Annotated in this window: 24 protein-coding genes; 15 read left to right on the top strand and 9 right to left on the bottom strand. The window is 65.3% G+C overall.

Annotated features, from left to right (window positions below; all coding sequences use genetic code 11):
• The first annotated feature begins 15 nt into the window (after window positions 1-15).
• From polA to FFS68_RS12790, 3 genes are all read left to right on the top strand, one after another.
• On the top strand, window positions 16-2,829 hold the full coding sequence (gene polA / locus FFS68_RS12800; RefSeq protein WP_137753595.1) for a DNA polymerase I: 2,814 nt from the start codon (window positions 16-18) through the stop codon (window positions 2,827-2,829).
• Window positions 2,826-3,317 (top strand): hypothetical protein, encoded by a 492-nt coding sequence (locus tag FFS68_RS12795; RefSeq protein ID WP_137753594.1) that lies wholly within the window; start codon window positions 2,826-2,828, stop codon window positions 3,315-3,317. The genes polA and FFS68_RS12795 overlap by 4 nt, the downstream gene beginning before the upstream one ends.
• A gap of 141 nt (window positions 3,318-3,458) precedes the next feature.
• Window positions 3,459-4,133 (top strand): CDP-alcohol phosphatidyltransferase family protein, encoded by a 675-nt coding sequence (locus FFS68_RS12790; protein ID WP_137753593.1) that lies wholly within the window; start codon window positions 3,459-3,461, stop codon window positions 4,131-4,133.
• Between the two features lie 7 nt (window positions 4,134-4,140).
• Here the strand turns inward: FFS68_RS12790 and FFS68_RS12785 are convergent, their stop codons facing one another.
• A complete protein-coding gene (locus FFS68_RS12785) occupies window positions 4,141-5,034 on the bottom strand; it encodes a prephenate dehydratase (protein ID WP_137753592.1) in 894 nt (297 codons plus the stop codon).
• A 179-nt stretch (window positions 5,035-5,213) separates the two neighbouring features.
• Here FFS68_RS12785 and FFS68_RS12780 point away from each other — a divergent pair, with 179 nt between their 5' ends.
• Together FFS68_RS12780 and FFS68_RS12775 are read left to right on the top strand one after the other, a co-directional pair.
• Window positions 5,214-5,861, top strand: a complete 648-nt coding sequence (locus tag FFS68_RS12780) for a cytochrome c family protein (RefSeq protein WP_137753591.1) — start codon at window positions 5,214-5,216, stop codon at window positions 5,859-5,861.
• The gene (locus tag FFS68_RS12775) at window positions 5,861-6,286 is read left to right on the top strand and encodes a cytochrome c family protein (RefSeq protein WP_137753590.1); all 426 of its coding nucleotides are present in this window, start codon (window positions 5,861-5,863) and stop codon (window positions 6,284-6,286) included. Before FFS68_RS12780 ends, FFS68_RS12775 begins: the two co-directional genes overlap by 1 nt.
• 184 nt (window positions 6,287-6,470) lie before the next feature.
• On the opposite strand, the gene FFS68_RS12770 is transcribed toward FFS68_RS12775, so the two are convergent.
• Both FFS68_RS12770 and FFS68_RS12765 read right to left on the bottom strand, forming a co-directional pair.
• Window positions 6,471-7,346 carry an LOG family protein gene (locus FFS68_RS12770; protein ID WP_137753589.1) on the bottom strand — a complete coding sequence of 292 codons (876 nt, stop codon included), beginning with the start codon at window positions 7,344-7,346 and terminating at the stop codon, window positions 6,471-6,473.
• A 48-nt stretch (window positions 7,347-7,394) separates the two neighbouring features.
• Window positions 7,395-8,096: an extensin family protein gene (locus FFS68_RS12765; RefSeq protein ID WP_137753588.1), complete on the bottom strand. Its 702-nt coding sequence runs from the start codon at window positions 8,094-8,096 to the stop codon at window positions 7,395-7,397.
• Between the two features lie 170 nt (window positions 8,097-8,266).
• Between FFS68_RS12765 and FFS68_RS12760 the strand changes: the two genes are divergently transcribed.
• The 3 genes from FFS68_RS12760 to FFS68_RS12750 all read left to right on the top strand — a co-directional run bounded on the left by FFS68_RS12760 (window position 8,267) and on the right by FFS68_RS12750 (window position 12,409).
• Window positions 8,267-9,394, top strand: coding sequence for a phosphoserine transaminase (locus tag FFS68_RS12760; RefSeq protein ID WP_137753587.1), 1,128 nt, complete (start codon window positions 8,267-8,269; stop codon window positions 9,392-9,394).
• A gap of 106 nt (window positions 9,395-9,500) precedes the next feature.
• The gene (gene serA / locus FFS68_RS12755) at window positions 9,501-11,087 is read left to right on the top strand and encodes a phosphoglycerate dehydrogenase (protein WP_137753586.1); all 1,587 of its coding nucleotides are present in this window, start codon (window positions 9,501-9,503) and stop codon (window positions 11,085-11,087) included.
• A gap of 209 nt (window positions 11,088-11,296) precedes the next feature.
• On the top strand, window positions 11,297-12,409 hold the full coding sequence (locus FFS68_RS12750) for an ATP phosphoribosyltransferase regulatory subunit (protein ID WP_137753585.1): 1,113 nt from the start codon (window positions 11,297-11,299) through the stop codon (window positions 12,407-12,409).
• Between the two features lie 123 nt (window positions 12,410-12,532).
• Here the strand turns inward: FFS68_RS12750 and FFS68_RS12745 are convergent, their stop codons facing one another.
• The gene (locus tag FFS68_RS12745) at window positions 12,533-12,910 is read right to left on the bottom strand and encodes a DOPA 4,5-dioxygenase family protein (protein ID WP_137753584.1); all 378 of its coding nucleotides are present in this window, start codon (window positions 12,908-12,910) and stop codon (window positions 12,533-12,535) included.
• Window positions 12,911-13,023: 113 nt separating this feature from the next.
• Window positions 13,024-13,956, bottom strand: coding sequence for an alpha/beta hydrolase (locus FFS68_RS12740; RefSeq protein WP_137753583.1), 933 nt, complete (start codon window positions 13,954-13,956; stop codon window positions 13,024-13,026).
• 138 nt (window positions 13,957-14,094) lie between these two features.
• Between FFS68_RS12740 and FFS68_RS12735 the strand changes: the two genes are divergently transcribed.
• The 3 genes from FFS68_RS12735 to FFS68_RS12725 all read left to right on the top strand — a co-directional run bounded on the left by FFS68_RS12735 (window position 14,095) and on the right by FFS68_RS12725 (window position 16,855).
• A complete protein-coding gene (locus FFS68_RS12735) occupies window positions 14,095-15,384 on the top strand; it encodes an adenylosuccinate synthase (RefSeq protein WP_137753582.1) in 1,290 nt (429 codons plus the stop codon).
• 91 nt (window positions 15,385-15,475) lie between these two features.
• Window positions 15,476-16,213 carry a class I SAM-dependent methyltransferase gene (locus FFS68_RS12730; RefSeq protein ID WP_137753581.1) on the top strand — a complete coding sequence of 246 codons (738 nt, stop codon included), beginning with the start codon at window positions 15,476-15,478 and terminating at the stop codon, window positions 16,211-16,213.
• A gap of 51 nt (window positions 16,214-16,264) precedes the next feature.
• The gene (locus tag FFS68_RS12725; RefSeq protein ID WP_137753580.1) at window positions 16,265-16,855 is read left to right on the top strand and encodes an NADPH-dependent FMN reductase; all 591 of its coding nucleotides are present in this window, start codon (window positions 16,265-16,267) and stop codon (window positions 16,853-16,855) included.
• Between the two features lie 95 nt (window positions 16,856-16,950).
• Here the strand turns inward: FFS68_RS12725 and FFS68_RS12720 are convergent, their stop codons facing one another.
• Entirely contained in the window at window positions 16,951-18,264 is a 1,314-nt protein-coding gene (locus FFS68_RS12720; RefSeq protein ID WP_137753579.1) for an MFS transporter, read from the bottom strand.
• 111 nt (window positions 18,265-18,375) lie between these two features.
• Between FFS68_RS12720 and FFS68_RS12715 the strand changes: the two genes are divergently transcribed.
• The gene (locus FFS68_RS12715; protein WP_137753578.1) at window positions 18,376-19,950 is read left to right on the top strand and encodes an amidase; all 1,575 of its coding nucleotides are present in this window, start codon (window positions 18,376-18,378) and stop codon (window positions 19,948-19,950) included.
• Window positions 19,951-20,067: 117 nt separating this feature from the next.
• Here the strand turns inward: FFS68_RS12715 and FFS68_RS12710 are convergent, their stop codons facing one another.
• The 3 genes from FFS68_RS12710 to FFS68_RS12700 are packed head-to-tail and all read right to left on the bottom strand — an operon-like array spanning window position 20,068 to window position 22,171.
• Window positions 20,068-20,553: a DUF2721 domain-containing protein gene (locus tag FFS68_RS12710; protein WP_137753577.1), complete on the bottom strand. Its 486-nt coding sequence runs from the start codon at window positions 20,551-20,553 to the stop codon at window positions 20,068-20,070.
• Window positions 20,550-20,963 (bottom strand): DUF4345 family protein, encoded by a 414-nt coding sequence (locus FFS68_RS12705; RefSeq protein WP_137753576.1) that lies wholly within the window; start codon window positions 20,961-20,963, stop codon window positions 20,550-20,552. The genes FFS68_RS12710 and FFS68_RS12705 overlap by 4 nt, the downstream gene beginning before the upstream one ends.
• Window positions 20,963-22,171, bottom strand: a complete 1,209-nt coding sequence (locus tag FFS68_RS12700) for an LL-diaminopimelate aminotransferase (RefSeq protein ID WP_137753575.1) — start codon at window positions 22,169-22,171, stop codon at window positions 20,963-20,965. Before FFS68_RS12700 ends, FFS68_RS12705 begins: the two co-directional genes overlap by 1 nt.
• A gap of 104 nt (window positions 22,172-22,275) precedes the next feature.
• Between FFS68_RS12700 and phaC the strand changes: the two genes are divergently transcribed.
• The 3 genes from phaC to clpS all read left to right on the top strand — a co-directional run bounded on the left by phaC (window position 22,276) and on the right by clpS (window position 25,497).
• Complete coding sequence (gene phaC / locus FFS68_RS12695) at window positions 22,276-24,054, top strand: class I poly(R)-hydroxyalkanoic acid synthase (RefSeq protein ID WP_137753574.1); 1,779 nt, start codon at window positions 22,276-22,278, stop codon at window positions 24,052-24,054.
• Between the two features lie 66 nt (window positions 24,055-24,120).
• A complete protein-coding gene (locus tag FFS68_RS12690; RefSeq protein ID WP_249340147.1) occupies window positions 24,121-24,942 on the top strand; it encodes a phasin family protein in 822 nt (273 codons plus the stop codon).
• Between the two features lie 189 nt (window positions 24,943-25,131).
• Window positions 25,132-25,497: an ATP-dependent Clp protease adapter ClpS gene (gene clpS / locus FFS68_RS12685; protein ID WP_171003866.1), complete on the top strand. Its 366-nt coding sequence runs from the start codon at window positions 25,132-25,134 to the stop codon at window positions 25,495-25,497.
• Window positions 25,498-25,621: the final 124 nt, after the last annotated feature.

Raw genomic sequence — 25,621 nt, 5'->3', positions numbered from 1 at the left:
TGCTACACCGCCGCCATGTCGGACAAGAATCATCTCTATCTGGTCGATGGCTCCAGCTACATCTTCCGCGCCTATCACCGCCTGCCGCCGCTGACCAACCCGCATGGGGTGCCGGTGGGCGCGGTCTATGGCTACACCACGATGCTGTGGAAGCTCGCCAAGGATCTGCACAACGCCGACGGGCCGACCCACCTGGCGGTCATCCTCGACCACAGCAGCAAGTCTTTCCGCAACGATATTTACGATCAGTATAAGGCGAACCGGCCCGAACCGCCCGAAGATCTGCGCCCGCAATTCCCGCTGATCCGCGACGCGACGCGCGCCTTTTCGCTGCCGTGCATCGAGACCGAAGGTTTCGAGGCCGACGATCTGATCGCCAGCTATACCGAGGCCGCGGTCGCCACAGGCTGGGACGTCACCATCGTGTCGTCGGACAAGGATCTGATGCAGCTGATCCGTGAGCCGGCCGAGGGCGCCCACGTTGACATGCTCGACACGATGAAGAATGTGCGGATGGGGATTGCCGCGGTCGACGAAAAGTTCGGCGTCGCCCCCGATCTGGTCGGCGACGTGCTGGCGCTGATGGGCGACAGCGTCGACAATGTCCCCGGCGTCCGCGGGGTCGGGCCAAAGACCGCGACCAAGCTGATCGTCGAATATGGCGATCTGGAAAAAGTGCTGGCGGGCGCCGAGACGATGAAGACGTCGAAGCTGCGCGACAATCTGATCGAACATGCCGACATGGCGCGACTGTCGCGGGTGCTGGTCGAACTGAAGCGCGACTGCCCGTTGCCTGACGCGCTCGATGATCTAAAGCTAGGCGCAATCCCGCCCGAGCCGCTGAAAATCTTTCTCGACGAACATGGCTTTCGCTCGTTATCGGCCAAACTCGACCTGGGCGCGACGCCCGGCGGTCCGCCGACATTCCCGCGCGCCGATGCGACGCCGTCGGCGAGCGCGAGCAAGGCGCCCTCAACTCCCGCATTGCCGCCGATGCCGCCGATCGATCGATCGGTTTATGAAACGGTGACGACGCTCGACGCACTCGACCGCTGGATCGCCGAGGCCCGCGCCGCGCATGTCGTCGCGGTCGACACCGAAACCGCCAGCCTCGACAGCGTCACCGGACGGCTGGTCGGGGTCAGCCTGGCCACCGCGCCGGGCAAGGCCTGCTACATCCCGCTCGGCCATGGCGGCACCGACATGTTCGCCGAAAAGCCCGAGCAGATCGCGATGGACGCGGCGCTGGGTCGGCTGCGCGGCCTGTTCGCCGACGATGCGGTGCTGAAGGTCGGGCATAATCTGAAATATGACATCGGCGTGCTCGCGCAGCACGGCATCACCATCGCGCCCTATGACGACACGCTGGTGATGAGCTTTGCGCTCGACGCGGGCAAGCATCAGCACGGCCTTGATGAACTCGCCAAGCTCCACCTCGACCACATCTGCCTGACCTTCAAGGACATGTGCGGGACCGGCAAATCGCAGATCAGCTTTGCCGAGGTGCAGCTCGACCGCGCCACCGAATATGCCGCCGAGGATGCCGATGTCGCGCTGCGGCTGTGGAAGCTGCTCAAGCTGCGCCTGCCGATCGAAGGCGGGACGCGCGTGTACGAGATGGTCGACCGGCCGCTCGCGGCGATCGTCGAGGGCATGGAGCGCGCGGGGATCATGGTCGACCGCGACTATCTGGCGAAACTGTCGGGCGAATTTGCGGTCGAAATGCTGCGGATCGAGGGTGAGATTCACGAACTCGCGGGCCAACCCTTCGCGATCGGCAGCCCCAAGCAGCTCGGCGAAATCCTGTTCGACAAGCTGGGGCTGAAGGGCGGGCGCAAGGGCAAGTCGGGCGACTGGTCGACCGACCAGAATGAACTTGAACGGCTGGAACGCGACGGAGTGCCGATCGCGCGCAAGATTTTGGAGTGGCGCCAGCTCGCCAAGCTGAAATCGACCTATACCGACGCCTTGCAGCAACAGATCAACGCCGCGACCGGCCGCGTCCACACCAGCTATAGCCTGGTCGGCGCGCAGACCGGGCGGCTGTCGTCGACCGACCCGAACCTGCAGAATATCCCGATCCGCACCGAGGTCGGGCGCCAGATTCGCGACGCCTTTATCGCCGCGCCCGGCCATGTGCTGATCGCCGCCGACTATAGCCAGATCGAGTTGCGGCTCGCCGCGCACATGGCCGATGTCCCGGAACTGAAGGAAGCCTTCGCGCAGGGGCAGGACATCCACGCGGCGACCGCGATCGAATTGTTCGGCGAAAGCAATCGTGATACCCGCGGCAAGGCAAAGACAGTCAATTTTTCGATCCTCTATGGCATTTCGCGCTGGGGGCTGGCGGGGCGTTTGGAAGTCACGCCCGACGAAGCGCAGGCACTGATCGCGCGCTATTTTGAGCGTTTCCCGGGCATTAGCGATTATATTGCCGACACGCTCGAAAGCGTGCGGGCGAGCGGATACACCGAGACGCTGTTCGGCCGCAAAACCTGGTTCCCGCGGATCAAGGCGGCGAGCCAGAACGAACGCGCGGGCAGCGAACGCGCGGCGATCAACGCGCCGATTCAGGGCACCAGCGCCGATCTGATCAAGCGCGCGATGGCGCGGATGCCCGCGGCGCTGGCCGACGCGGGGCTGTCCGACGTCAAAATGCTGCTCCAGGTCCATGACGAACTGGTGTTCGAGGCGCCCGAGAGCCAGGCCGAGGCCGCCGGCGCGGTCATCCGCGCGGTGATGGCGGGCGCCGCCGAACCCGCGCTGACGCTGTCGGTGCCGCTCGAGGTTGAAATCGGCATCGGCAAAAGCTGGGGCGAAGCGCATTGATCGCGGCACTGCTGTTCGTGGCGGCGCTGGCCGCGGATCCCGTTGCTGCGCCCCCTGCCGCGGCGACGAGCGCCGTTGCGCCGGTCGCCGACACCGATCTGCGCGAATTTGCCGCGATTGCCGGGCGCAAGGTCGCCGGGCGCCCGGTCGGCGGGCCGATCGCTACCGCCGACAAGGTGTTGCTGATCGGCCGCGATGACAAGGGTTTTCCGATGATCGCGGTCAGCGTCGGTTTTCCGGCGCGTCAGTCGCTGCCCGCCCCGCCGCAAGGCACGCTCGCGGTCGTCCGGCTGCACCAGCGGTCCGAAACCACCGTCCCCGGTCCCACCGCCGACGACCTGGCGTTCGTTGCCGCCAACCGGATGCCGCTGTTCGTCGTCGGCGAATGGGCGCGCCCCGCCCCGATGTGGGAAGTCGCCTGGGTCGATGATGCCGTCCGTTACCGCATCATCGGCGAAGTCGGTGAAATCGGTCCCTGGCGGGACTAGATCCCGCCCAAACAGCGTCTGGCCGACGCCCCGGCGCGCCGCACCGACAGGGCCGCCCTTTCGCGCCCGCAACTTTCGTTCTATGACGATCCGATGACATTCGGCTGGCGATTATATGACAGCCAGCAACAAAGGGTTTTCATGAGCAAGTTTCAGCCCGTCGCGCAGGCGCCGGTCCGTATCCAGCAGAATATCCTGGCGCGCGGCGAACGCCGCCTGCTCAACTGGATCTGTCCGCGGTTGCCGCAATGGGTGACCCCCGACCAGCTCACCGCGCTGGGCTTTGCCGGCGCGGTCATGGTCGCGGCGGGGTATTTGCTCAGCTGGATCGACAGCGAATGGCTCGGCCTGTGCCTGGCGGGCTATGTGGTCAACTGGTTCGGCGACTCGCTCGACGGCAGCCTAGCGCGCTGGCGCCAGATCGAACGCCCCAATTACGGCTATTTCGTCGATCATAGCGTCGACGCGCTGGCGACGCTGTTGATGGTCAGCGCGATCGGGATGAGCCCCTATATGCGCTTCGATGTCGCGCTGATGGCGGTGATCGGTTATTTCCTGTTGTCGATCCACACCTTCATCGCCGCCAAGGTCGTCGGCGAATTTCGCCTGTCCTATATGGCGGGCGGGCCGACCGAGTTGCGGCTGATGTTGATGGCGATGACGATCGCGATGCCGATCGTCGGCGGCGCCGACATTCGCGGCACCAATTTCTCGCCCTTCGACCTGTTCGCGCTGGTCGTGTCGAGCATCCTGGTGACGCTGTTCATCGTCCAGACGTCGGCGACCGCACGGATGCTGCGCCGCCGCGGCGGCTGAATAAAGTTCAGGGCCGCAGCCGCGCCTGCGCGTAGGTGCCGAGCAGCCGCAGCGACTTGGTCTGGAAATCCAGCTCCTCGAGCGCGCGGTCGATCCGCTCGTCGCCGGGCGCGCCGACGATGTCGGCGTAGAATTGCGTCGCGGCAAAGCTGCCACCGGTCTGATAGCTTTCCAGCTTGGTCATGTTGACGCCATTGGTCGCGAAGCCGCCGAGCGCTTTGTACAGCGCCGCGGGGATATTCTTCACCTCGAACATGAAAGTGGTCATCACCGGGCCTGCTATCGCCGCGAAATCGGCGAGCGGTTCGCGCGCCAGCACGACAAAGCGCGTCATATTATGGTCGGCATCCTCCATGCCGGTGCCGTGCAGCGTCAGCCCGTAAAGTTCGGCCGCGTGCGGCGGCGCCAGCGCGGCCAGCCCGACCTCGTCGCTGTCGGCGACCCACGCCGCGGCGCCCGCGGTGTCGCTGTGCGCGACGGGCGCGATATTGTTGGCGCGCAGCCAGTGGCGGCACTGGCCCAGCGCCTGTTCATGGCTCATCGCGCGCGTCACCGGGCCGAGGTCGCGGCTCATCAGCCCGTAACGGATCGGCAGGAAATGCTCGCCGACGATCGACAGCCCGGATTCGGGGAGCAGGAAATGAATGTCGGCGACGCGGCCGTGCAGGCTGTTTTCGATCGGGATGATCGCGCGGTCGACACGGCCATCGCGCACCGCGTCGATCGCGTCCTGAAAGGCATAGCAGGGCAGCGGCAGCGAATCCGGGTCATATTCGCGCGCTGCCAGGTCGCTGTTGGCGCCGGGCGCGCCCTGAAAGGCAAGCCCGCGCGCGGGCTGGGCGAGCGCCGCCACTCGCATATCGTCGACCAGATGCTGTGCCGAAGCCGAATAACTGCCCATGATTGCCTTCCCACGTTGGAGCCGCGGCGCATAGCCGCCGGGCCGCAGCCGCGCAACCGGCGCATCCCGTCGCGCTCGCCGATTCCTCCCCTTGCGCCGCCGTCGCCGCCCCAGTAAGGGAGCGTCCAAATCAGATATGCGTCCGGCAAGCGGGCGCCAGCTAACGGGGCTGCAAGAGCATGGACAATCGCAACAACACTATTGCCGGATGGGTTTTGTTTGCCGGCATTTGCGCGCTGGGCCTGACCATCGGGTCGAGCATGTTGTTCGCCGGCCACAACCCGGAAAAGCCCGGTTTCCCGATCGAAGATGCCGAAGCCGGCGCCGGTGGCGCCGCTGCGGTGCCGATCGCCAACCTGCTCGCCGCCGCCGATCCGGTGAAGGGCGAAGCGGTATTCGCCAAATGCGCCGCGTGCCACACCATTGCCTCGGGCGGCGCCAACGGCATCGGTCCGAATCTGTGGGGTGCCCTCGGCAAGCCGCACGGCCATGTCGCGGGCTTCGCCTATTCGGACGCGCTGAAGGGTGTTGCCGGCAACTGGGATTTCGAAGGCATGGACGCATGGCTCGCCAGCCCGCGCAAATATGCGCCCGGCACCAAAATGTCGTTTGCCGGCCTCAGCAGCGCCGAAGATCGCGCCAACCTGATCGTTTACATGAACAGCCAGGGTTCGAACCTGCCGCTGCCCGCACCCGAAGCCGCCGCGCCCGCCGAAGGCGCTGCCCCGGCCGAAGGCGATGCGGCTGCCCCCGCAGAAGGCGCCGCCGCGGCGCCCGCCGCCGATGCTGCCGCGGCAACCCCCGCCCCGGCCGCTGCCAAGCAATAATGCGGATCGCGCCCGTCCTGCTGGCGGGCGCCTTCGCCCTCGCCAGCTGCGGCAAGAGCGAAACCCCGACCGCCGACGGCGCGAGTGCTGACGCCGCGCCCGCAGCGGTGGTCGCGCCGACCGCGGCGATGGGCGAGCAGGTCTTTAAACGCTGCGTCGCCTGCCACACGGTCGACCAAGGCGGCCGCAACGGCATCGGCCCCAATCTGCACGGCGTCGTCGGCGCCGCGGTCGCGGCGAAGCCCGATTTTTCCTATTCGGGCGCGATGAAGGCCAAGGGCGGCGTCTGGGACGAAGCCGCCCTCGACAGCTATCTTGAGGCGCCGATGAAGGCGGTACCCGGAACGCGGATGGCGTTTGCCGGGGTTATCGACGCCGCGGACCGCAAGGCGTTGATCCTGTATCTGGAAACGCAGTCGAAATAGCGCCCTTCCCCCTTGATGGGGGAAGGATACGCAGCCTTATCGCGGAGCGATTAGGCGAAGTTGGATGGGGGTGCGGATGCGTCCTTGAACGGTCATCGCAGGCCGAGAGACCACCCCCACCGCTGCGACTAGCGAACAAGTTCGCAAGTCTCGCTGCCTCCCCCATCATGGGGAAGGAAAATGATTACCCCTGCTCTTCGATATTCGCGTAGAAATCCTGCACGATCGCCCACGCCTCGTCAGCGGTCTCGACAAATTTGAACAGCCCCAGGTCGCGCGCGCTGACTACGCCCTCTTCGACCAGCGCGTCGAAATTGACGACGCGCTCCCAGAACTCCTTGCCGAACAGGACGATCGGGATCGGCTTGATCTTGCCGGTCTGGATCAAGGTTAGCAGCTCGAACATCTCGTCGAACGTACCGAAGCCGCCGGGGAACACACACACCGCGCGGGCACGAAGCAGGAAGTGCATCTTGCGCAGCGCGAAATAGTGAAACTGGAAGCTGAGATCGGGGGTGACGAACCGGTTCGGCGCCTGTTCGTGCGGCAACACGATGTTGAGCCCGACCGATTCCTTGCCGACATCATCAGCGCCGCGATTCGCCGCTTCCATGATCGACGGCCCGCCCCCCGAGCACACGACGAAATGGCGGCAGCCGTTTTCGTCGGGCGGCACCTGGCTCGCCAGCCGCGCCAGCTTGCGCGCTTCTTCATAATATTTTGCCTTGGCTTTCAGGCGGCGCGCAATGGTGCGCGTCGTATCGTCGGTCGCCGCGGCTTCGAGCGCGTCGGCCTGTTCGGGCTCGGGAATCCGCGCCGACCCATAGATGACGAGCATCGATTCGATTTTCGCCTCGTCGAGCAGCAACTCGGGTTTGAGCAGCTCGAGCTGAAAACGCACCGGGCGCAAGTCTTCGCGCAGCAGGAAGTCATTGTCCTGAAACGCCAGCTTGTACGCGGCGCTCGCGGTCTGCGGGGTGGTCGTCGCCTGCTTGGCGAACTTTGCGTCGTCCTTGGCTTTGTGGAAACGCGAACGATGGGGTTGTTTATCTTCGGCCATTAACGAGCGGCTACCCGTTTCGCGTGACTTTGCCAAGACGGGCGTGCGTCAGCGGCAATATCCGTTGCCGCTCATGTCGAAGTGAAAATGATTGTAATGCGCGGCGTTATAATCCGGCCCGAGCACGGTACCAAAGCGGCGGCAGCCCGATTTGTGCAGCGCGCGGAGGAAATCCTGCGATGCCTTGTCGCCCTTCCACCCGCCGTCGAGCATGATCCGCCGCCCGTCGGCGAGCACAAAGCCTGACACATCGACGGCGTTCGAATAGGCATGCTGCGACAGACGGCCCGAGCGACCGCCGTAAATGTTGCGGCAGCTGTACGTACCAAAGGTCTCGATCTTGACGACGTCCTGCCCGAAATATTTCCGCGCCGCGGGCTTTACCGCAAATTGAGCCCAGCCGGCAAAGCTCTTCGCCAGCGGACAGGTCATCGCGCCAAGGTTGGTCGTCGGGGTGCCGATGTCGAGCAGCTTGACCGAGTCGATCGAACTGCACCCGCCGCCATGATCCTGATTGGCAAGCGGGGTAAAGCGCACCCCGGCCTGCTTCAGCTCGAACGCGCATTGTTGCGCTTCGGCGCTGGTAAAGGACGGCGTCGGCGCAATTTGCGGACGCTTCGGCGCACTGGCAGCGGGGCGTTTGGGATCGCCGCGCTTCATCACGTCGGGGCTGCCGAAACAGGCCGACAGCGCCAGCGCTGCGGTCGCGGCGATCAGGATCCGGGGCTGCAAGACGGTCGGGATCGACATGGCGTCAAAATACCGACAAGATGGTTAACAAGCTGTTTAACTTTGGCTCAGCTCGCCGAAAATTTCGCGCGGTCCATGCAATTTGTTTGACAGTTGCGCCTCCGCCCCTAAACGCGGCGCCGGGCCACGCGGTCCCAACGCCGCGCGAGCTCTCTGCAAGGAGAGACTACATGACTGAAGTGCCGACGCCTGTATTGCGCCCTGCGCGCCCCTATTTCTCCTCCGGCCCCTGCGCAAAGCCGCCGGTCTGGACCCCCGAAAAACTCCAAACTGAATCGCTGGGCCGCTCGCATCGCGCCAAGATCGGCAAGACGCGCCTCGCGCTTTGCATCGATCTGATGCGCGAGATGCTGCAGCTTCCCGACACCCACCGCATCGGCATTGTCCCGGGCTCCGACACGGGCGCCTTTGAGATGGCGATGTGGACAATGCTCGGCGCTCGCCCCGTCACGACGCTCGCATGGGAGAGCTTCGGTGAGGGCTGGGTCACCGATGCCGCGAAGCAGTTGAAGCTCGATCCGACCGTCATTCGCGCCGATTACGGCCAGCTGCCCGACCTGACGCAGGTCGACTGGTCGAACGATGTGCTCTTCACCTGGAACGGCACCACCAGCGGCGTGCGCGTTCCGAACGGCGACTGGATCGCCGACGGCCGCGAGGGTCTGTCCTTCGCCGACGCGACCAGCGCGGTGTTCGCCTACGACCTGCCATGGGACAAGATCGACGTCGCGACCTTCAGCTGGCAGAAAGTGCTCGGCGGCGAAGGCGGCCATGGCGTGCTGATCCTCGGCCCGCGCGCCGTCGAACGGCTTGAGAATTACACCCCCGCCTGGCCGCTGCCGAAGGTGTTTCGCCTCGTCAGCAAGGGCGCGCTGGCCGAAGGCGTGTTCAAGGGCGAGACGATCAACACGCCGTCGATGCTCGCGGTCGAAGACGCGATCCTTGCGCTCGAATGGGCGAAGTCGCTCGGCGGTCTCGAAGGGTTGAAGGCGCGCAGCGATGCGAACGCCGCGGCGCTCAACAAGATTGTTTCGGAACGCGAGTGGCTGAGCCATCTCGCCGCCGACCCCGCCAGCCGCTCGAAAACCTCGGTCTGCCTGTCGGTCGCCGGCGCTGACGAGGATTTCATCAAGAAATTCGCGGGCCTGCTCGACAAGGAAGGCGCAGCCTACGACATCGCGGGCTATCGCGACGCGCCCCCGGGCCTCCGCATCTGGTGCGGCGCGACCGTCGACACCGCCGATATCGAAGCGCTCGGCCCGTGGCTCGACTGGGCCTACGAAACTCTCACTGCCTAAATTTTTTTCGTCATCCCCGCGAAAGCGGGGACCCAGAGCGTGCGTGGGCTGATCCCACACTGGGTTCCCGCTTTCGCGGGAATGACGAGGTAAAAGGAATATCGAAATGACTGCTCCCAAAGTCCTCATCAGCGACAAGATGGATCCCAAAGCCGCCGCGATTTTCAAGGAACGCGGCATCCAGGTCGACGAAATCACCGGCAAGACCAAGGACGAGCTGATCGCGATGATCGGCGATTATGACGGCCTCGCGATCCGGTCGGCCACCAAGGTCACCGCCGACGTCCTCGCCGCCGCGACGAACCTGAAGGTCGTCGGCCGCGCCGGGATCGGCGTCGACAATGTCGACATTCCCGAGGCGTCGAAAAAGGGCGTCATCGTGATGAACACCCCCTTCGGCAACAGCATCACCACCGCCGAACATGCGATCGCGATGATGTTCGCGCTCGCCCGCCAGATTCCCGAAGCCAACGCCGGGACGCAGGCGGGCAAATGGCCGAAGAACGACTTCATGGGGGTCGAGCTGACGTCGAAGACGCTCGGCCTGATCGGTTGCGGCAACATCGGCAGCATCGTCGCCGAACGCGCGCTGGGCCTGCGGATGAAGGTGGTCGCCTTCGATCCCTTCCTGACCCCCGAGCGCGCGATCGAACTCGGCGTCGAAAAGGCCGACCTCGACACCCTGCTCGCCAAGGCCGATTTCATCACGCTGCACACCCCGCTGACCGACCAGACGCGCAACATCCTGTCGGCCGAGAATATCGCCAAGGCGAAGAAGGGCGTGCGGATCATCAACTGCGCCCGTGGCGGGCTGATCGACGAAGCCGCTCTCAAGGACGCGCTCGAAAGCGGCCAAGTCGCGGGCGCGGCGCTCGACGTGTTCGCGCAGGAGCCGCCGGCAGCCGACCATCCGCTGTTCAGCGCGCCGAACTTCATCTGCACACCGCATCTGGGCGCGTCGACCGACGAAGCGCAGGTCAATGTCGCGATCCAGGTGGCTGAACAGATCAGCGATTATCTGCTCACCGGCGGCATCACCAATGCGCTCAACGTCCCCAGCCTGTCGGCCGAGGAAGCGCCGAAGCTGCGCCCCTATATGAGCCTCGCCGAAAAGCTCGGCAGCCTGGTCGGCCAGCTTGCGCACGACAATCTCACGACGATCTCGGTCGAGGTCGAGGGCGCCGCCGCCGAACTCAACCTCAAGCCGATCACCGCCGCGGTGCTCACCGGCCTGATGCGCCGCTATTCGGACAGCGTGAACATGGTCAACGCCCCGCACCTCGCGCGCGAACGCGGGCTCGACGTGCGCGAAGTGCGCCACGACCGCGACGGCGATTATCACACGCTGGTCCGCGTCACCGTGGCGACCGAAGCGGGCGACCGCTCGGTCGCGGGCACCTTGTTCAGCAACGGCGACCCGCGCCTCGTCGAAATGTTCGGGATCAAGGTCGAGGCCGATCTGGACGGCCACATGCTCTATATCGTCAACGAGGACGCGCCGGGCTTCATCGGCCGCATCGGCACCGCGCTCGGCGAAGCCGGACTCAACATCGGCACCTTCCACCTCGGCCGCCGCGCCGCGGGCGGCGAAGCGGTGCTGCTTTTGAGCCTCGACTCGCCGATGCCCGAACCACTTCTGTGGCAACTTTGCCAACTTCCGGGGGTGAAGACGGTGAAGGGTTTGAAGTTCTGACCCGAAACCTTCTCCCGTGGGGAGAAGGATACGCAGCCTTGCCGACTTGTCGGCTAGGCGGAGTTGGATGAGGGGATGCGCGCTATCGCAATGGCACATCCCCTCACCACTGCGACTAGGCGGCGAGCCGCCAAGTCTCGTTGCCTCTCCCAACGGGAGAGGATTGGCGATGCTTTCAATTGCACCGCACTACTATTAAGGCCGCACCGATGCCTCGCACCCCTGCCCTGCTGCCCGAAGGCCTCCGCGATCGCCTGCCCCAACAGGCCGAGGCGGCGTCGCGCGTCACGCGCGCGCTCGTCGATGCGATGCGCGCGCACGGCTATGGCCGCGTGTCGCCGCCGCTCGCCGAATTTCGCGAGACGCTGGGCGGTGACGATGATCGCACCGCCCGCGACCTGCTGCGCTTCACCGATCCGGTGTCGCAGCGCACGCTGGCGCTGCGGCCTGACATCACCCGACAGGTTGGCCGTATCGCGACCTCATTGCTCGCCAATGCTCCGCGTCCGCTCCGCCTCTGCTACGCCGGACAGGTGGTGAAGCTGCGCGCCAGCCAGCTTCGCCCCGCACGCGAGATGCTTCAGGTCGGCGCCGAACTGATCGGCAGCGACAGCGTCGCGGCGGCGCGCGAGATCGTCGGCGTCGCGATCGACGCACTCGAAGCCGCAGGAATCGGTCCGGTCACGATCGACTTCACCTTGCCCGACGTCGTCGACCTGCTCGCGAACGGCCCGCTGCCCGTCGATACCAACATCCAGCAGCTGCGCGACGAGCTCGATGCGAAAGATGCCGGTGCCCTGACCCGGCTTGGCGCACAGGCCTATCTGCCGCTGCTCCGTGCGACCGGCCCGTTCGATCAGGCGATCGCCGACCTTCGCGCCTTTGACACCAGCGGCGTACTCACGGCGCGCATCGATGCGCTCGAAGCGATCGCCGCACCGGTGCGCGACCGCGTGACGCTGACCCTCGACCCGACCGAGCGCCATGGCTTTGCCTATCAAAGCTGGTTCGGGTTCCAGATCTTCGTTCCCGGCCAGGGCGACGCGGTCGGCCGCGGCGGCGGCTATGCGATCCCGGTCGGCGAACAGGAAGAAGCCGCGGTCGGCTTTTCGCTTTATCCCGATCCGCTGATCGACGCGGGCCTTGGCGCCGAAGACGACCGCGACCGCCGCATCTTCCTGCCGCTCGGCCATGATCCGGCGCTCGCGGCCAGCCTGCGCGCCGATGACTGGCAGACGGTCGCGGCGCTGTCCGACGCCGACGATGCGCGGGCGTTGGGCTGTGGGTGGCGGCTTGGCAGCGACGGGCCGGTCGAGGCTTGAGGCATCCACCAAATCCGTTCGTGTCGAGCGAAGTCGAGACACCGGGAGGGCGTGTGCCACCGATAGGCATCTCGACTTCGCTCGATGCGAACGGGATTGGTTTTCAACCGACGTGCTGAAAATCTAAAAATCCGCAATCCCGAACCGCGGCACCCCCTGATTGATCCCCGGCGGATCGAGCACCGTCACGTCGAGCTCGACCGGCTCACCAATCCAGTGCGCCAGCGTCGTATGGTCAGCCACATCGTCATCGGTCAGCGGATGCACCAGCGCACGCAGCCCGGTCGCTTCGATTGCCGCGACCACATCGCCGCGCGAGCGCGCCAGGAAATGCACTTCATATTGCGCGATCGGATGCGGCCCGGCGGCGCCTTCGGTCATCGCGCCAATGAACAGGATCGCGGGGTCGCCGCCGAAACCGTCGCGCAGTGCGGCGGCCGCGGGGCGCTCGGCGGGGTCGTAATAGATATGGGCGTGATAGGGGGCGTCGGGGTCGGTCATGGCTACATATCCTCATGGTTCCGCTATTTTTTCCGTCATTGCGAGCGTAGCGAAGCAATCTAGGGCGTGACAAGCCGCTCTGGATTGCTTCGCTATGCTCGCAATGACGATCGTTACTTGCCGAACACCCGCTTCAGCCACGCATCGACCGCCCCCGTCGCCGCATAGGCCGGATCGCCCAGGCTGCGGTTGATCTCGGCATGGCCTTTCAACCCCTCGCCGGGGAAACTGCCATGCTCGACCCGGCTGCCGCCGGCGACCAGCGCGCTCCCCAAAGCCTTCGCCTGCCGCACCCCATCGGCGCGCTGGACATAGAGCAGCAAGAAATCCGGCGCATTGGGCGCCGCAGCGTGCGCGGTCGGCGACAGCGCCTTTTGCCGCGCCGGGTCGGTCCCGAACGCCTGTTTGTAGGTCGCCTGCATGATCGGCGGGCCGTCCTTCATCTGCGCCGGGACATGATAAGCCGCGCCATCGTTGGGGATCACCCCCGCGATGTCGCCGAAGGACAGTCCGGCGCCCTTCAGATAGCGCTCGTCGGTCCCGACCAGCGCGACCAGATGCGCGCCCGCGCTATGCCCCATCAACACGATCCGCCGCCGGTCGATGCCCAGCGCGCTGGCGCGACCCACCAGCGCCTTCACCGCGCCCGCGACGTCGGCCGCCTGCTGCTCGACCGTCGCGGTGGGGACAAGGCGGTAGTTGATCGAGGCAAAGGCATAGCCCTGCGCCGGATAATGCACCGGTTTGAAGCGCCCGGTCGCATTGTCCTTGCTGCCGCGCTTCCACCCGCCGCCGTGGACATAGATGATCAGCGGCGCCGGTCCCTTGGCGCCCTTGGCGCGCCAGATATCGAGCACCTGTAGCGGGTCGCTGCCATAGGCGATCGTCTCGCTGCCCGGAACCTTGACGCCGTCCTCGGCGCCCATGCGTTCGGCCATCCGTTCGCGCAGGCGGTCGCGCAGCGTCTCGCGCGCATCGCTTGCGGGCATACCGCTGGCGACCACCGCAGTCACGGCGAACAGACCGATCCAGTATCGCTTGCTCATATCTGCACCTCCATCGCCCCCGGCGCGCTGCCCTTGTCGGACCCAAATGTCGCAAATTCATCCCAGCGCGCTTGCCTCTCCAGCCAAATCGGCTAAGGCCGCGCCGGGTCAAATGGCCTCGTTCAGCAGGACAGCATCATGGCAAATGTTACCGTCATCGGGTCGCAATGGGGCGACGAGGGCAAGGGCAAGATTGTCGACTGGCTCGCCAGCCGCGCCGATGCCGTGGTGCGCTTTCAGGGCGGTCATAATGCCGGTCATACGCTGGTCGTCGGCGAACAGGTGTACAAACTGTCGCTGCTGCCGTCGGGCATCGTCACCGGCACGCTGTCGATCATCGGCAACGGCGTCGTGCTCGACCCGTGGGCGCTGCGCGACGAGATCACCAAGCTGCGTGGCCAGGGCGTTGTCATCAATGCCGAGAATTTCGCGATCGCCGACAATTGCGCGCTGATCCTGCCGTTCCACCGCGATCTCGACGCGCTGCGCGAAACCGCCGCGGGCGCGGGCAAGATCGGCACCACCGGGCGCGGCATCGGCCCGGCGTATGAGGACAAGGTCGGTCGCCGCGCGATCCGCGTCTGCGACCTCGCGCACCTCGACAAGCTCGAACCGCAGCTCGACCGCCTGACCGCGCATCACGACGCGCTGCGCGCCGGCTTCGGCGAGCCGCCGATCGACCGCGAGCGGCTCGTCGCAGACCTCACCGAAATCGCCGACTACGTCCTCGAATATGCCCAGCCGGTGTGGAAGCGCCTGAAGAAAGTCCGCAAGGCCGGCGCGCGCATCCTGTTCGAGGGCGCGCAGGGGGTGTTGCTCGACGTCGATCATGGCACCTATCCCTTCGTCACCAGCTCGAACACCGTCAGCGGCACCGCCGCGAGCGGTTCGGGCCTCGGCCCCGGCGCGGTCGGTTTCGTCCTCGGCATCGCCAAGGCCTATACGACCCGCGTCGGGAGCGGCCCCTTCCCGACCGAACTCGAGGATGCGACCGGGCAAAAGCTGGGCGAACGCGGGCATGAATTCGGCACCGTCACCGGGCGCAAGCGCCGCTGCGGCTGGTTCGACGCGGTGCTGGTGCGCCAAAGCTGCGCGGTATCGGGGGTCACCGGCATCGCGCTCACTAAGTTGGACGTCCTCGACGGTTTCGACACCATCCGCATCTGCACCGGATACCGGCTGCGCGGCAAGATCCTCGACTATTTCCCGTCGCATTCGGCCGATCAGGCCGAGGTCGAGCCGATCTACGAGGAAATGGACGGCTGGCAGGAAACGACCGCCGGCGCACGCAGCTATGCCGACCTGCCCGCGCAGGCGATCAAATATATCCAGCGCGTCCAGGAACTGATCGAAACCCCGATCGCGCTCGTGTCGACCAGCCCCGAACGCGAGGACACGATCCTGATCCGCGACCCGTTCAGCGACTGATCCGCGCTGGTCGTCGCACCGGCGCGGCGACTGGGCGCGGTTTCCCCCGCTGTCACCGAACTGCCTTCGCCCGCCGCTAACCCGCGTCGGGATGACAAGCCGCGACACCACGCACTTCCTCGCCCGTCCCGACATCTACGATGCCTTGCCGCGCCCGCTGCGCGAACGGCTTGATGTCATCGCCTTTGGCGCCATCCAATGGCCGTGGCTGCTGCACTCGTTATGGGGTGGCCGCAAAGCGGACAAGGCGGCGCTGCTCCACCGGCTCGACTTGGCCGACGATGCGTTGCCGCATCTGGGCAGCTGGAAGGCCGATACGCGCTTCCTGACCCATATCGTCGATGCGATCGAAATGTTGCGCCCGGCGACCGTGGTCGAACTCGGCTGCGGCGCCAGCAGCCTGGTGATCGCCAAAGCGCTGGCAATGCATGGCAGCGGCCGGTTGATCAGTTACGACCAGCATCAGGATTTTGTCGCTGCCACCGGCCAATGGCTCGCCAGCCAGGGCGCCACCGCCGATCTGCGCCACGCCCCGCTCGGGCCACCGCCGGGCGACTGGCCGGGGCTGTGGTATCAGCTGGCCGACCTGCCCACCGACATCGGCTTGCTGGTGATCGACGGGCCGCCATGGGCGCTGCATCCGTTGGTGCGCGGCGCCGCCGAATCGCTGTTCCCGCGGCTGGCGCCGGGCGCGATGATCCTGCTCGACGACGCAGCGCGGATCGGCGAACGGCTGGTCGCCAAGCGGTGGCGGGCGCGCTGGCCCGACATCGATTTCACCTATGATCGGCGCGGTGCCAAGGGAACGTTGATCGGGCGCACCGCTTGATCCCGCGCGCCGCTCCTTTCGTTTCGGGCATCCGCGTGGCACGATAGCCGCATGACCCGCCACATTCTCATCTTCTATGGCAGCTATCGCCGCGACCGACAGGGCATCAAGCTGGCGCATTGGCTGGTCGATGCGATTATCGCGCGCGGCGACAGCGCCGAACTGATCGACGCCAAGGCGGTCGACCTGCCGATGCTCGATCGCATGTATAAGGAATATCCGAAGGGCGAGGCGCCGCCCGCGATGGCGGAACTCGCGGCCAAGATCCGCGCCGCCGACGGCTTTCTGTTCGTCACCGGCGAATATAATTGGGGGCCGCAGCCGGGGCTGAAAAACCTGACCGACCATTATCTCGAGGAATGGTTCTGGCGTCCCGCGGCGATCGCCTGTTACTCGGCGGGGCCGTGGTCGGGGGTGCGCGCAATGATGGGCTGGCGCGACACGCTTGGCGAAATGGGGATGGCGGTCACCTCGTCGATCCTGCCCGTCGGACGGATCGGCGGAGCGTTCGACGCCGATGGTCAGCCGACCGGCGAAGACGGCGCGCGGCTGGTCAAGAGCTTCCCGCGCTTTGCCGACGATCTCAACTGGTGGGTCGATGCTGCGAAAGCACAGCGCGCAAAGGTCGACCCGCCCTACTGATTCGTCATTGCGAGGAGCGAAGCGACGCGGCAATCCAGAGCCTGCGTAAACCGCCCTGGATTGCTTCGCTACGCTCGCAATGACGGCATTGAGATTTAACCCGACTTCAACTCGGCCTTCAGCCTGAGACTCGCGCGCCAGAAGAAGAACGCCGGGATCAGCCCCAGCCACGCCGCGCCATACAGCACCCAGCGCACGCTTTCCTGTCCCGCCACCGGCTGGAGCGCATCGGACAGCACCCCGAACAGGAACGGCCCCAGCCCCAGCCCGATCAGATTCTGTCCGAACAGCATGATCGACGCCGCGACGGCGCGCGCGCGGGGCTGGACCAGCCCCTGCACACAGCCATAAGCCGGGCCGTAATAGGCCGAATTGAGGATCGTCGGGATGATCAGCATCGCCACCGCGACGCGCCAATCCTCCATATAATAGCCGAGGAACAGGATGGGTGCCGCAACCGCCATGCCATAAGCGGGAAAGGTCAGCAGATGCTTTTTGTCGCGCGGGCCGAACTTGTCGGCCATCTTGCCGCCCAGCCAGGTACCGAACGCCCCCGCCAGCCCGAGCACGACCGCCATCGACAGCCCTGCTTCAGTCGTCGACAGCCCGTGGCTGCGAATGAAAAAGCTGATCGTCCACAACGCCTTGCCATAGCCGAGGACCGCGACAACCGACGCCGCGATCAGGATATAGATGAAGGCGCGCGAGCTGAATATTTCACGCAGCGCCTCGCCGGTCGAGAGCGGCACGACCCCGCGCGCTGTCGCCACCGCTTCGTCCGACCGGCTGTGGCGCGGTTCGCGCATCACGAACAGCACGACCAGCGCGAGCAAAATCCCCGGCGCGCCGACCATCATCAAGGCGACGCGCCAGCCATAAAGATCGTTGACGATCCCGCCGATGATCAGGCCGAGCAGCGAACCGATCGGCACCCCAAGGCCGTAGAATGCAATCGCCGACGAGCGTTTTTCGGCCGGTACGCTGTCCGAAATCAGCGAATGGGCGGCGGGCGTGCAACCCGCCTCGCCGACCCCGACCCCGACCCGCGCCAGCAGCAGCTGGACAAAATTCTGTGCCAGTCCGCACACCGCGGTCATCGCCGACCAGATCGCCAGCGAAATGGCGATCAGGCGCACGCGGTTCGTGCCGTCCTTATCGGCATAGCGCGCGATCGGGATACCGAGCAGGGCGTAAAAGACCGCAAAGGCCGGACCAGCGAGCAGGCCAAGCTGGGTGTCCGAAAGCCCCAGGTCGGCCTTGATCGGTTCGGCCAGAATGTTGACGATCTGCCGGTCGAGGAAATTGAAGATATAGACGATCAGCAGAATCCACAGCATCGACCGCGTTTGCGCCGAAACGCCGGTGGCGGGTGCGGTGATGCCGTGCGACAAGGCAGCTTTATCGTTCATTTTTATCTCCCGCGCCCATGGGAGCAGACCGGGGGGAGTGGTGTCAACGCCCTTGCGGCGCTCCGAAAATCGTCGCTTGCAATTGCCGCTACGGCTGCCAGCCTGCGGCCCATGCAAAAAATCTCGCTGCTCGCCGCCACCGCCCTCGCCCTGAGCATACCGGCCATGGCCATGCCGCCGCCGCTGCCGCCGGTCGAGGGCAAGGATGCCGCGACGTTGCAGGCCGAAATGACCGAGCGGCGGGTGGGCAGCGACGTCATCGCCGCAACCTATCTCGACCGCATCCGGACGCTTGATGACAACGGGCCGAAACTGAATGCGGTTATCGCGACCTTTCCCGATGCGACGAGCCAGGCGCATGCGCTGGACCTTGAGCGTCAGGCCGGACGCGTGCGCGGCCCGCTCCATGGCATCCCGGTCCTGATCAAGGACAATATCGAGGCCAGGGGGCCGGTGGCGACCACCGCCGGATCGCTGGCGCTGAAGAACAATGTCACGAACCGCGATGCGCCGCTGGTGGCGCGACTGCGCGAGGCGGGGGCGGTGATCCTCGGCAAAACGAACCTCAGCGAATGGGCGAACATCCGCTCGAACAATTCGACGAGCGGGTGGAGCGCGATCGGCGGGCTGACGAAGAACCCGCACGCGCTCGATCGCAACACCTGCGGATCGTCGGCGGGCAGCGGCGCGGCCACGGCGGCGAGTCTCGCGCCGATCACCATCGGCACCGAGACCGACGGGTCGATCACCTGCCCCGCCGGGGTCAACGGCATCGTCGGCTTCAAACCGACCGTCGGGCTGGTCAGCCGCACGCATATTGTCCCGATCAGCCATAGCCAGGATACGGCAGGACCGATGACGCTGACCGTGCGCGATGCGGCGCTGGTGATGACCGTCATCGCGGGCAGCGACCCCGCCGATCCCGCCACCGCCGAGGCCGACGCGCGCAAGACCGACTATGCCGCGGCGCTCTCCCCCGATGCGCTGAAGGGCAAACGCATCGGCGTGCTGCGCGATCGCATCGGCGACCGCGCCGACATCGACGCGCTGTTCGATGCGGCGCTGAAACAGATGACCGAACTGGGCGCGACGGTGGTCGAAATTGCCGACAGCCGCAAAGGCTTGGAAGAGCTGGGCGACGCAGAGTTCGAGGTGCTGATGACCGAGCTCAAAGCCGATATGGCGACGTATCTCGCGGGGCTGCCCGCCAGGGACGGCCCGAAAACGCTCGCCGACCTGATCGCCTTCAACAAGGCGAATCCCGCCGAGCTCAAATGGTTCGACCAGTCGCTGTTCGAGCTGGCGGAAAGCAAGGGCGGGCTCGACAGCCCCGCCTATGTGACGGCGCGCGACAAGGCGGCGCGACTTGCGGGGGCCGAGGGCATCGACCGGTTGATGAAAGAGCACGACGTCAACCTGCTCGTCGGCGTGACCAACGGCCCCGCATGGACGAGCGATCTGGTGAACGGTGATCACTACACCGGCCCCAGCGCCAGCCAGCTCCCCGCGGTTGCGGGCTATCCGCATCTGACCGTGCCGATGGGCGCGGTCGCGGGCCTGCCGATCGGGGTGTCATTTATCGGCGGGAGATGGGCCGATGCTGACGTGCTGGCGGCGGGCTATGCCTATGAACAGGCGAGCCGGAAACGGGTGGCGCCGACGTACCGGGTGAGTATCGATCCTTAGCCGAGCCTAGAAATCCGTTCGTGTCGAGCGAAGTCGAGACACCGCGAAGGAGCGCGCCCACGATGGGCATCTCGACTTCGCTCGATGCGAACGGAAATAGAGAGGGGTGGTAAGGCGCTAGCGTTTATCCCGCCGCCGCTTCCAGCCCATTTCCTCCAGCTCGAGCAATTCCATCGGCACATGGATATTGCGGATCGCCATCCGCACCTCGATCAGAAACAGTACCAGCGAGGCGAGCAGGAGCAGCATCGCGATCGCGAACGCCCAGGACGCCGCCAACCCCAGGTTGAACCCCGCGATCGCCTGCGCGAACAGCAGCGCGACGAGCAGGCACACGACGATGCCGCACGCGACGGCGGCGGCGATCGCGTTGTTGATGACGTCCATCCGCCGGTCGGCGGCGCGCAATTCGGCGACGACGCGCTCATGCTCCTGCCCCTCGGTTTCCGACCAGCGGTCCATCAGCGCGCGCGACCGATCGACCACACGCGACAGGCGGCCGGTGAGGACGTTGAGCAGGCTGCCCGTCGCGACGAGCAGGAACACCGGGGTCACCGACAGCTGGATGGTCTCGGCGATCATCGCCGAGCCGGTCGCGCTCATGCCGCGCGCTCCGCGGCGCCCAAGCCGCGCAGCACCCAAAGCGCGATGGCGACGCCGATCAGCTCGACCGCCAGCAGGCCCGCGAATAGTGCGTCCGGCGCTTGCCCCAGCAAGACCGCGGCGATCCGCGCCGCCGCGACACACCCCCCGATCAGCACGAGCACCCACAAGCCGGACGCCAGCGTCGCGCGCCGCCACCCGAGCAGAAAGGTCGTCAGCCCGACGCCGATGAACATCCCGCCGTAAACGGTCCGGATTTCCATCACCGCCTTGGTGCTCGGCATCGCAACATCGGTCTCGATCGTCAGCGCGCCGGGATCGAGAAAATAGCGCAGCCCGATCAGGACGAAACCCAGCCCGAAGACCGTGGTCAATATCCGACCCACGCGCTCGAAACCCGCGCGCGGCATTATCCCGCCTTCGCCGGGGTATTCATGCCCATCGAGACGAAATATTTGCGGATGTTGCGCGCCGCCTGCCGGATGCGCTGCTCATTCTCGACCATCGCGATGCGGACAAAGCCCTCGCCGTCCTCGCCATATCCGACGCCCGGCGCGACTGCGACCCCGGCGTGGGTGAGCAATTGTTTGGAAAATTCCAGGCTGCCCATGTCTTTCAGCGCGGGGGGAAGCGGCGCCCAGGCGAACATCGACGCCTTCGGGCTCGGGATGTCCCAACCGGCACGGGCAAAGCTCTCGACCATCACGTCGCGGCGCTTCTGGTACAGCTCGCGGTTCTTCTGGACGATGTCCTGCGGCCCGTTGAGCGCCGCGCACGCCGCGGCCTGGATCGGGGTGAAGGCGCCATAATCGAGATAGGATTTGACCCGCGTCATCGCGGCGATCAGCCGTTTGTTGCCGACCGCAAAGCCCATGCGCCAACCCGCCATCGAATAGGTTTTCGACATCGACGTGAATTCGATCGCGACATCCTTTGCCCCCGGCACCTGCAGGATCGAAGGGGTCGGGTTGCCGTCGTAGTAAAGTTCGGAATAGGCAAGATCGGACAGCACCCAGACCTTGTTCGCCTTGGCCCAGGCGACGAGCCGTTCATAAAACGCCAGGTCCACCGCCTCGGCGGTCGGGTTCGACGGATAATTGACCACCAGGATCGACGGGCGCGGCACGGTGAACGCCATTGCGCGGTCGAGCGCGCGCCAGTAATTTTCGTCCGGCGTCGTCGGCACGCTGCGGATCGTCGCCCCGGCGATGATGAAGCCGAAGGTGTGAATGGGGTAGCTCGGGTTCGGCGCCAGCACGACGTCGCCCGGCCCGGTGATCGCGGTCGCGAGGCTCGCGAGCCCTTCCTTTGACCCCATCGTCACCACAACCTCGGTTTCGGGGTCGAGTTCGACGTTGAAGCGGCGCGCGTAATAATTGGCCTGCGCCTTGCGCAGCCCCGGGATGCCCTTCGACTGCGAATAGCCGTGCGCGTCGGGCTTCATCGCTACTTCGCACAGCTTTTCGATCACATGCGACGGCGGCGGCAGGTCGGGGTTGCCCATCCCCAGGTCGATGATGTCTTCGCCCGAGGCGCGGGCGGCCGCACGCATCGCATTGACTTCGGCGATGACATAGGGCGGCAGGCGCTTGATGCGATAGAATTCATCTTCGGACATGGGAAACTAGAACAACTCCTTTTCGTTGCGGTACGATGAGCGGTCGCAAGTCGCGACGCGGCTTGTTATAGGCAGTTTGACGGCACTGACCAGCGGGAACGAGCATGAACCAGGCAGATCAAGACGGCACGACCGAAGCGCCCAATCCCTTCCTGCCGTCGCCCGACGACATGCAGCATTGGGCCAGCGTGATCGGGCGCGCCCAGCAAATGATGCTCGAATATGCGCTGGGCCAGGCGAACGACGGCAAGACCAGTGCGGCGGCGATGTTCCATCCGTCGACATGGCTTGAAAACCCGGCGGCGCAGCTGTGGGCGCAGCAATCGTCAAAGATGTGGGATCAGGGCGTCGCCTTCTGGACCTCGCTTGCGACGTTGAACCCGATGACCCCAGCGGCGCCCGATGCCGCGGCGGCAAAGGACCGCCGCTTTGCCGACCCCGACTGGGCGGCGAACCCAGTGTTCGCGATGATCCGCCAGACCTACGGCCTGCTCGCCGAACAGATGCTGACCACGACGCGCCAGCTCGACGGGCTCGATCCCGCGGCGCGCGCCAAGATGGAATTTGCCGCGAAGGGCATCGCCGATGCGATGGCACCGACCAATCTGGCGCTGACCAATCCCGAAGTCATCAAGCGCGCGGTCGAAACGCGCGGCGAAAGCCTGCTCAAGGGCTTGCAGCATATGCTGACCGACCTGTCGCGCGGGCAGCTCTCCCACGTCGATCCCGATGCGTTCGAGGTCGGGGTGAATATCGCGACCACCCCCGGCAAGGTCATCCACGAAACCGACCTTTATCAGCTGATCCAATACACGCCGACGACCAAGGAGGTGCTCGCCGTGCCCCTCCTCATCTTCCCCCCGTGGATCAACCGCTTCTACATCCTCGACCTCAACCCCGCCAAAAGCTTCGTCGCCTGGGCGGTCGAACAGGGGCTGTCGGTGTTCATGGTGTCGTGGAAATCGGCCGATGCGTCGATGAAGGACGTGGTGTGGGATGATTATATCGCGGCGCAGGTCGATGCGATCGACACGGTGCGCGCGGCGCTGGATGTCCCCGCGGTCCATACGATCGGCTATTGCGTCGCGGGCACCACGCTGGCCGCGACGCTCGCGATATTGGCCGCAAAGGGCGAGGCCGAGCGGGTCAAGTCGGTGACCTTCTTTACGGCGCAGGTCGATTTTGAACAGGCCGGCGACCTCAAGCTGTTCATCGACGACGGCTATCTCGCCTTGCTTCAGCAGCTGTCGGCGCCTGGGTTCCTCGATGGCCGCTACATGGCGGCGACCTTCAACAGCTTGCGCGGGCGCGACCTGATCTGGAACTATGTCGTCAGCAATTACCTGCTCGGCAACGACTATCCGCCCTTCGACCTGCTCTACTGGAACGGCGACACCACCAATCTGCCCGCGAAATGGCATCGGCAATATCTGATCGACCTGTATCGCGACAATCGCCTGGTTATTCCCAACAGCCTGTCGGCGTGCGGTACGCCGATCGACCTCAGAAAAATCGAAACCCCCGCCTATGTCCAGGCGGGACGCGAGGACCATATTGCCCCGCTCGCCAGCGTCTGGCGGTTGATGGACAATCTGTCCGGCGCCAAGACCTTTCTGCTGGCCGGATCGGGCCACATCGCCGGGGTCGTCAACCCGCCTGCCGCAGGCAAATATCAATATTGGACCGGCGACAGCGACGCCGCGACGCTCGACGATTTTGTTGCGAGCGCCGCCGAGACCAAGGGCAGCTGGTGGCCGCATTGGATCGACTGGATTTCGGCACAGGATGGCGCAAAAGTGCCGGTCAAGAGCGCGCGCATCCCCGGAAAAGGCGCCAAAAAGGCGATCGAGGACGCCCCGGGCCGCTATGTCAAACAGCGGTAATATCTAACGATTATGGCTGTTTTCGGGGGACGGCGATAAAAATTTGTGCGCTGCACAAAAATATCCTTGAAATCACCGCGCCACTCCTATATTGTGCACTGCAACATAAAAGGAGTTGTCCCGATGGCTACCAAGATGGATAGTGCCGAAAAGGCTTTTGAAGCCGCGACGCTGGAAACCGCCCCGAAGCCGGTGGCGACTCCGGCTGCCCCGGTCGCCCCCGCCGTTGTCGCTGCCCCCGCAGCGGTAAAGGCTGCGGCCCCTGCCAAGATCAAGACGGTGAAGGCAAAAGCCAAGCCGGCTGCGAAAAAGGCTGCTGCCCCCAAGGCCGCCGCCAAGAAGGTCGCCCCCAAGAAGGCGACCGTGAAGAACATCGCTCCGAAAATTGCCCCCAAGGCCGCGCCGAAGCCGGTTGCCGCCGTCAGCAAAGGAATCAAGACCATGAACGACACCGTCAAGAAGTTCGCCGACGAAGCGAAGACCCGCACCGAAGCCCTGACCGCCGACTTCAACGAGAAGGCCAAGGAAGCGATGAGCAAGACCAGCAAGCTCGCTGAAGAAGCCGTCGAATTCAACAAGGCGAACGTCGAAGCCCTCGTCGAAGCCGGCAAGATCGCTGCCAAGAACATGGAAGTTCTGGGCCAGGAAGGCGTCACCTTCGCTCGCAAGAGCTTTGAAGACACCACCGCCGCGCTGAAGGGCTACACCGCCGTCAAGACCCCGGCCGACTTCTTCAAGCTCTATGCCGAAAACAGCAAGAAGGCGTTCGACGCCGCTGTCGCCCAGACCTCGAAGACCAGCGAACTGGTCGTCAAGATGGCGAACGACAGCTTCGCGCCGATCTCGAACCGCGTTTCAGTGATCACTTCGAAGATGAAGGCCGCCTAAGGCGCCTTTACCTTCCGTTGGCGCGGGCATTCCCCCTCCCTCCCCGCCTGCGCCGACACCCCCAAGGCCGCTCGCTTCCCCAGGAAGCGGGCGGTTCTTGTTTTTCGGACGACCGATGAGCCCGCGAAAAGGGGGTTAATGCGCCGCCGCCCTCTTGCGCTTCGCCCGCGGCTTGCGATATTCCTGCCCATGATGCTTCCAGTTTCCACCCTCCATCCGATCCGCGCCATGGCGGACAAGGACGACGGCTCGCCCGGCACCCCCGGCGTCGGCATCGCCACGCGCACGCGTGTCAAGGCGAAAAAGCCCTCAATGTACAAGGTGCTGCTGCTCAACGACGATTACACCCCGATGGAATTCGTCGTGATGGTGCTCCAGCGCTTTTTCAACATGGACATCGAACAGGCGACGCAGGTCATGCTGCACGTCCACCAGCAGGGCGTCGGCGTGTGCGGCGTGTTCAGCTATGAAGTCGCCGAAACCAAGGTCAATCAGGTGATGGACGCCGCGCGGCAGAACCAGCACCCGCTGCAATGCACGCTCGAGAAGGCGTAAAAGTCTCCCCTCCCTGAACGGGAGGGCCAGCGAGTCTTGCCAGCTTGCTGGTTAGTCGCAGCGAGGGTGGGTCAGCGCCGCTCGCGGCAGCACGGCTCGCTTCGCTCGCACCCACCCCTAACCC

Origin of the sequence: Sphingopyxis sp. L1A2A, from assembly GCF_005502465.1 — a bacterium.
Taxonomy (GTDB): domain Bacteria; phylum Pseudomonadota; class Alphaproteobacteria; order Sphingomonadales; family Sphingomonadaceae; genus Sphingopyxis.
Note: the sequence above shows the minus strand (reverse complement) of the source record. Positions and strands in the feature narration are given on the sequence as shown.

What these genes read in the sequence shown, in the direction of transcription:
- polA (WP_137753595.1), top strand. Translation starts at nt 16, where the DNA reads ATGTCGGACAAGAATCATCTCTATCTGGTCGATGGCTCCAGCTACATC.
- FFS68_RS12790 (WP_137753593.1), top strand. Translation starts at nt 3,459, where the DNA reads ATGAGCAAGTTTCAGCCCGTCGCGCAGGCGCCGGTCCGTATCCAGCAG.
- FFS68_RS12785 (WP_137753592.1), bottom strand. Translation starts at nt 5,034, where the DNA reads ATGGGCAGTTATTCGGCTTCGGCACAGCATCTGGTCGACGATATGCGA.
- FFS68_RS12780 (WP_137753591.1), top strand. Translation starts at nt 5,214, where the DNA reads ATGGACAATCGCAACAACACTATTGCCGGATGGGTTTTGTTTGCCGGC.
- FFS68_RS12775 (WP_137753590.1), top strand. Translation starts at nt 5,861, where the DNA reads ATGCGGATCGCGCCCGTCCTGCTGGCGGGCGCCTTCGCCCTCGCCAGC.
- FFS68_RS12770 (WP_137753589.1), bottom strand. Translation starts at nt 7,346, where the DNA reads ATGGCCGAAGATAAACAACCCCATCGTTCGCGTTTCCACAAAGCCAAG.
- FFS68_RS12765 (WP_137753588.1), bottom strand. Translation starts at nt 8,096, where the DNA reads ATGTCGATCCCGACCGTCTTGCAGCCCCGGATCCTGATCGCCGCGACC.
- FFS68_RS12760 (WP_137753587.1), top strand. Translation starts at nt 8,267, where the DNA reads ATGACTGAAGTGCCGACGCCTGTATTGCGCCCTGCGCGCCCCTATTTC.
- serA (WP_137753586.1), top strand. Translation starts at nt 9,501, where the DNA reads ATGACTGCTCCCAAAGTCCTCATCAGCGACAAGATGGATCCCAAAGCC.
- FFS68_RS12750 (WP_137753585.1), top strand. Translation starts at nt 11,297, where the DNA reads ATGCCTCGCACCCCTGCCCTGCTGCCCGAAGGCCTCCGCGATCGCCTG.
- FFS68_RS12745 (WP_137753584.1), bottom strand. Translation starts at nt 12,910, where the DNA reads ATGACCGACCCCGACGCCCCCTATCACGCCCATATCTATTACGACCCC.
- FFS68_RS12740 (WP_137753583.1), bottom strand. Translation starts at nt 13,956, where the DNA reads ATGAGCAAGCGATACTGGATCGGTCTGTTCGCCGTGACTGCGGTGGTC.
- FFS68_RS12735 (WP_137753582.1), top strand. Translation starts at nt 14,095, where the DNA reads ATGGCAAATGTTACCGTCATCGGGTCGCAATGGGGCGACGAGGGCAAG.
- FFS68_RS12730 (WP_137753581.1), top strand. Translation starts at nt 15,476, where the DNA reads ATGACAAGCCGCGACACCACGCACTTCCTCGCCCGTCCCGACATCTAC.
- FFS68_RS12725 (WP_137753580.1), top strand. Translation starts at nt 16,265, where the DNA reads ATGACCCGCCACATTCTCATCTTCTATGGCAGCTATCGCCGCGACCGA.
- FFS68_RS12720 (WP_137753579.1), bottom strand. Translation starts at nt 18,264, where the DNA reads ATGAACGATAAAGCTGCCTTGTCGCACGGCATCACCGCACCCGCCACC.
- FFS68_RS12715 (WP_137753578.1), top strand. Translation starts at nt 18,376, where the DNA reads ATGCAAAAAATCTCGCTGCTCGCCGCCACCGCCCTCGCCCTGAGCATA.
- FFS68_RS12710 (WP_137753577.1), bottom strand. Translation starts at nt 20,553, where the DNA reads ATGAGCGCGACCGGCTCGGCGATGATCGCCGAGACCATCCAGCTGTCG.
- FFS68_RS12705 (WP_137753576.1), bottom strand. Translation starts at nt 20,963, where the DNA reads ATGCCGCGCGCGGGTTTCGAGCGCGTGGGTCGGATATTGACCACGGTC.
- FFS68_RS12700 (WP_137753575.1), bottom strand. Translation starts at nt 22,171, where the DNA reads ATGTCCGAAGATGAATTCTATCGCATCAAGCGCCTGCCGCCCTATGTC.
- phaC (WP_137753574.1), top strand. Translation starts at nt 22,276, where the DNA reads ATGAACCAGGCAGATCAAGACGGCACGACCGAAGCGCCCAATCCCTTC.
- clpS (WP_171003866.1), top strand. Translation starts at nt 25,132, where the DNA reads ATGATGCTTCCAGTTTCCACCCTCCATCCGATCCGCGCCATGGCGGAC.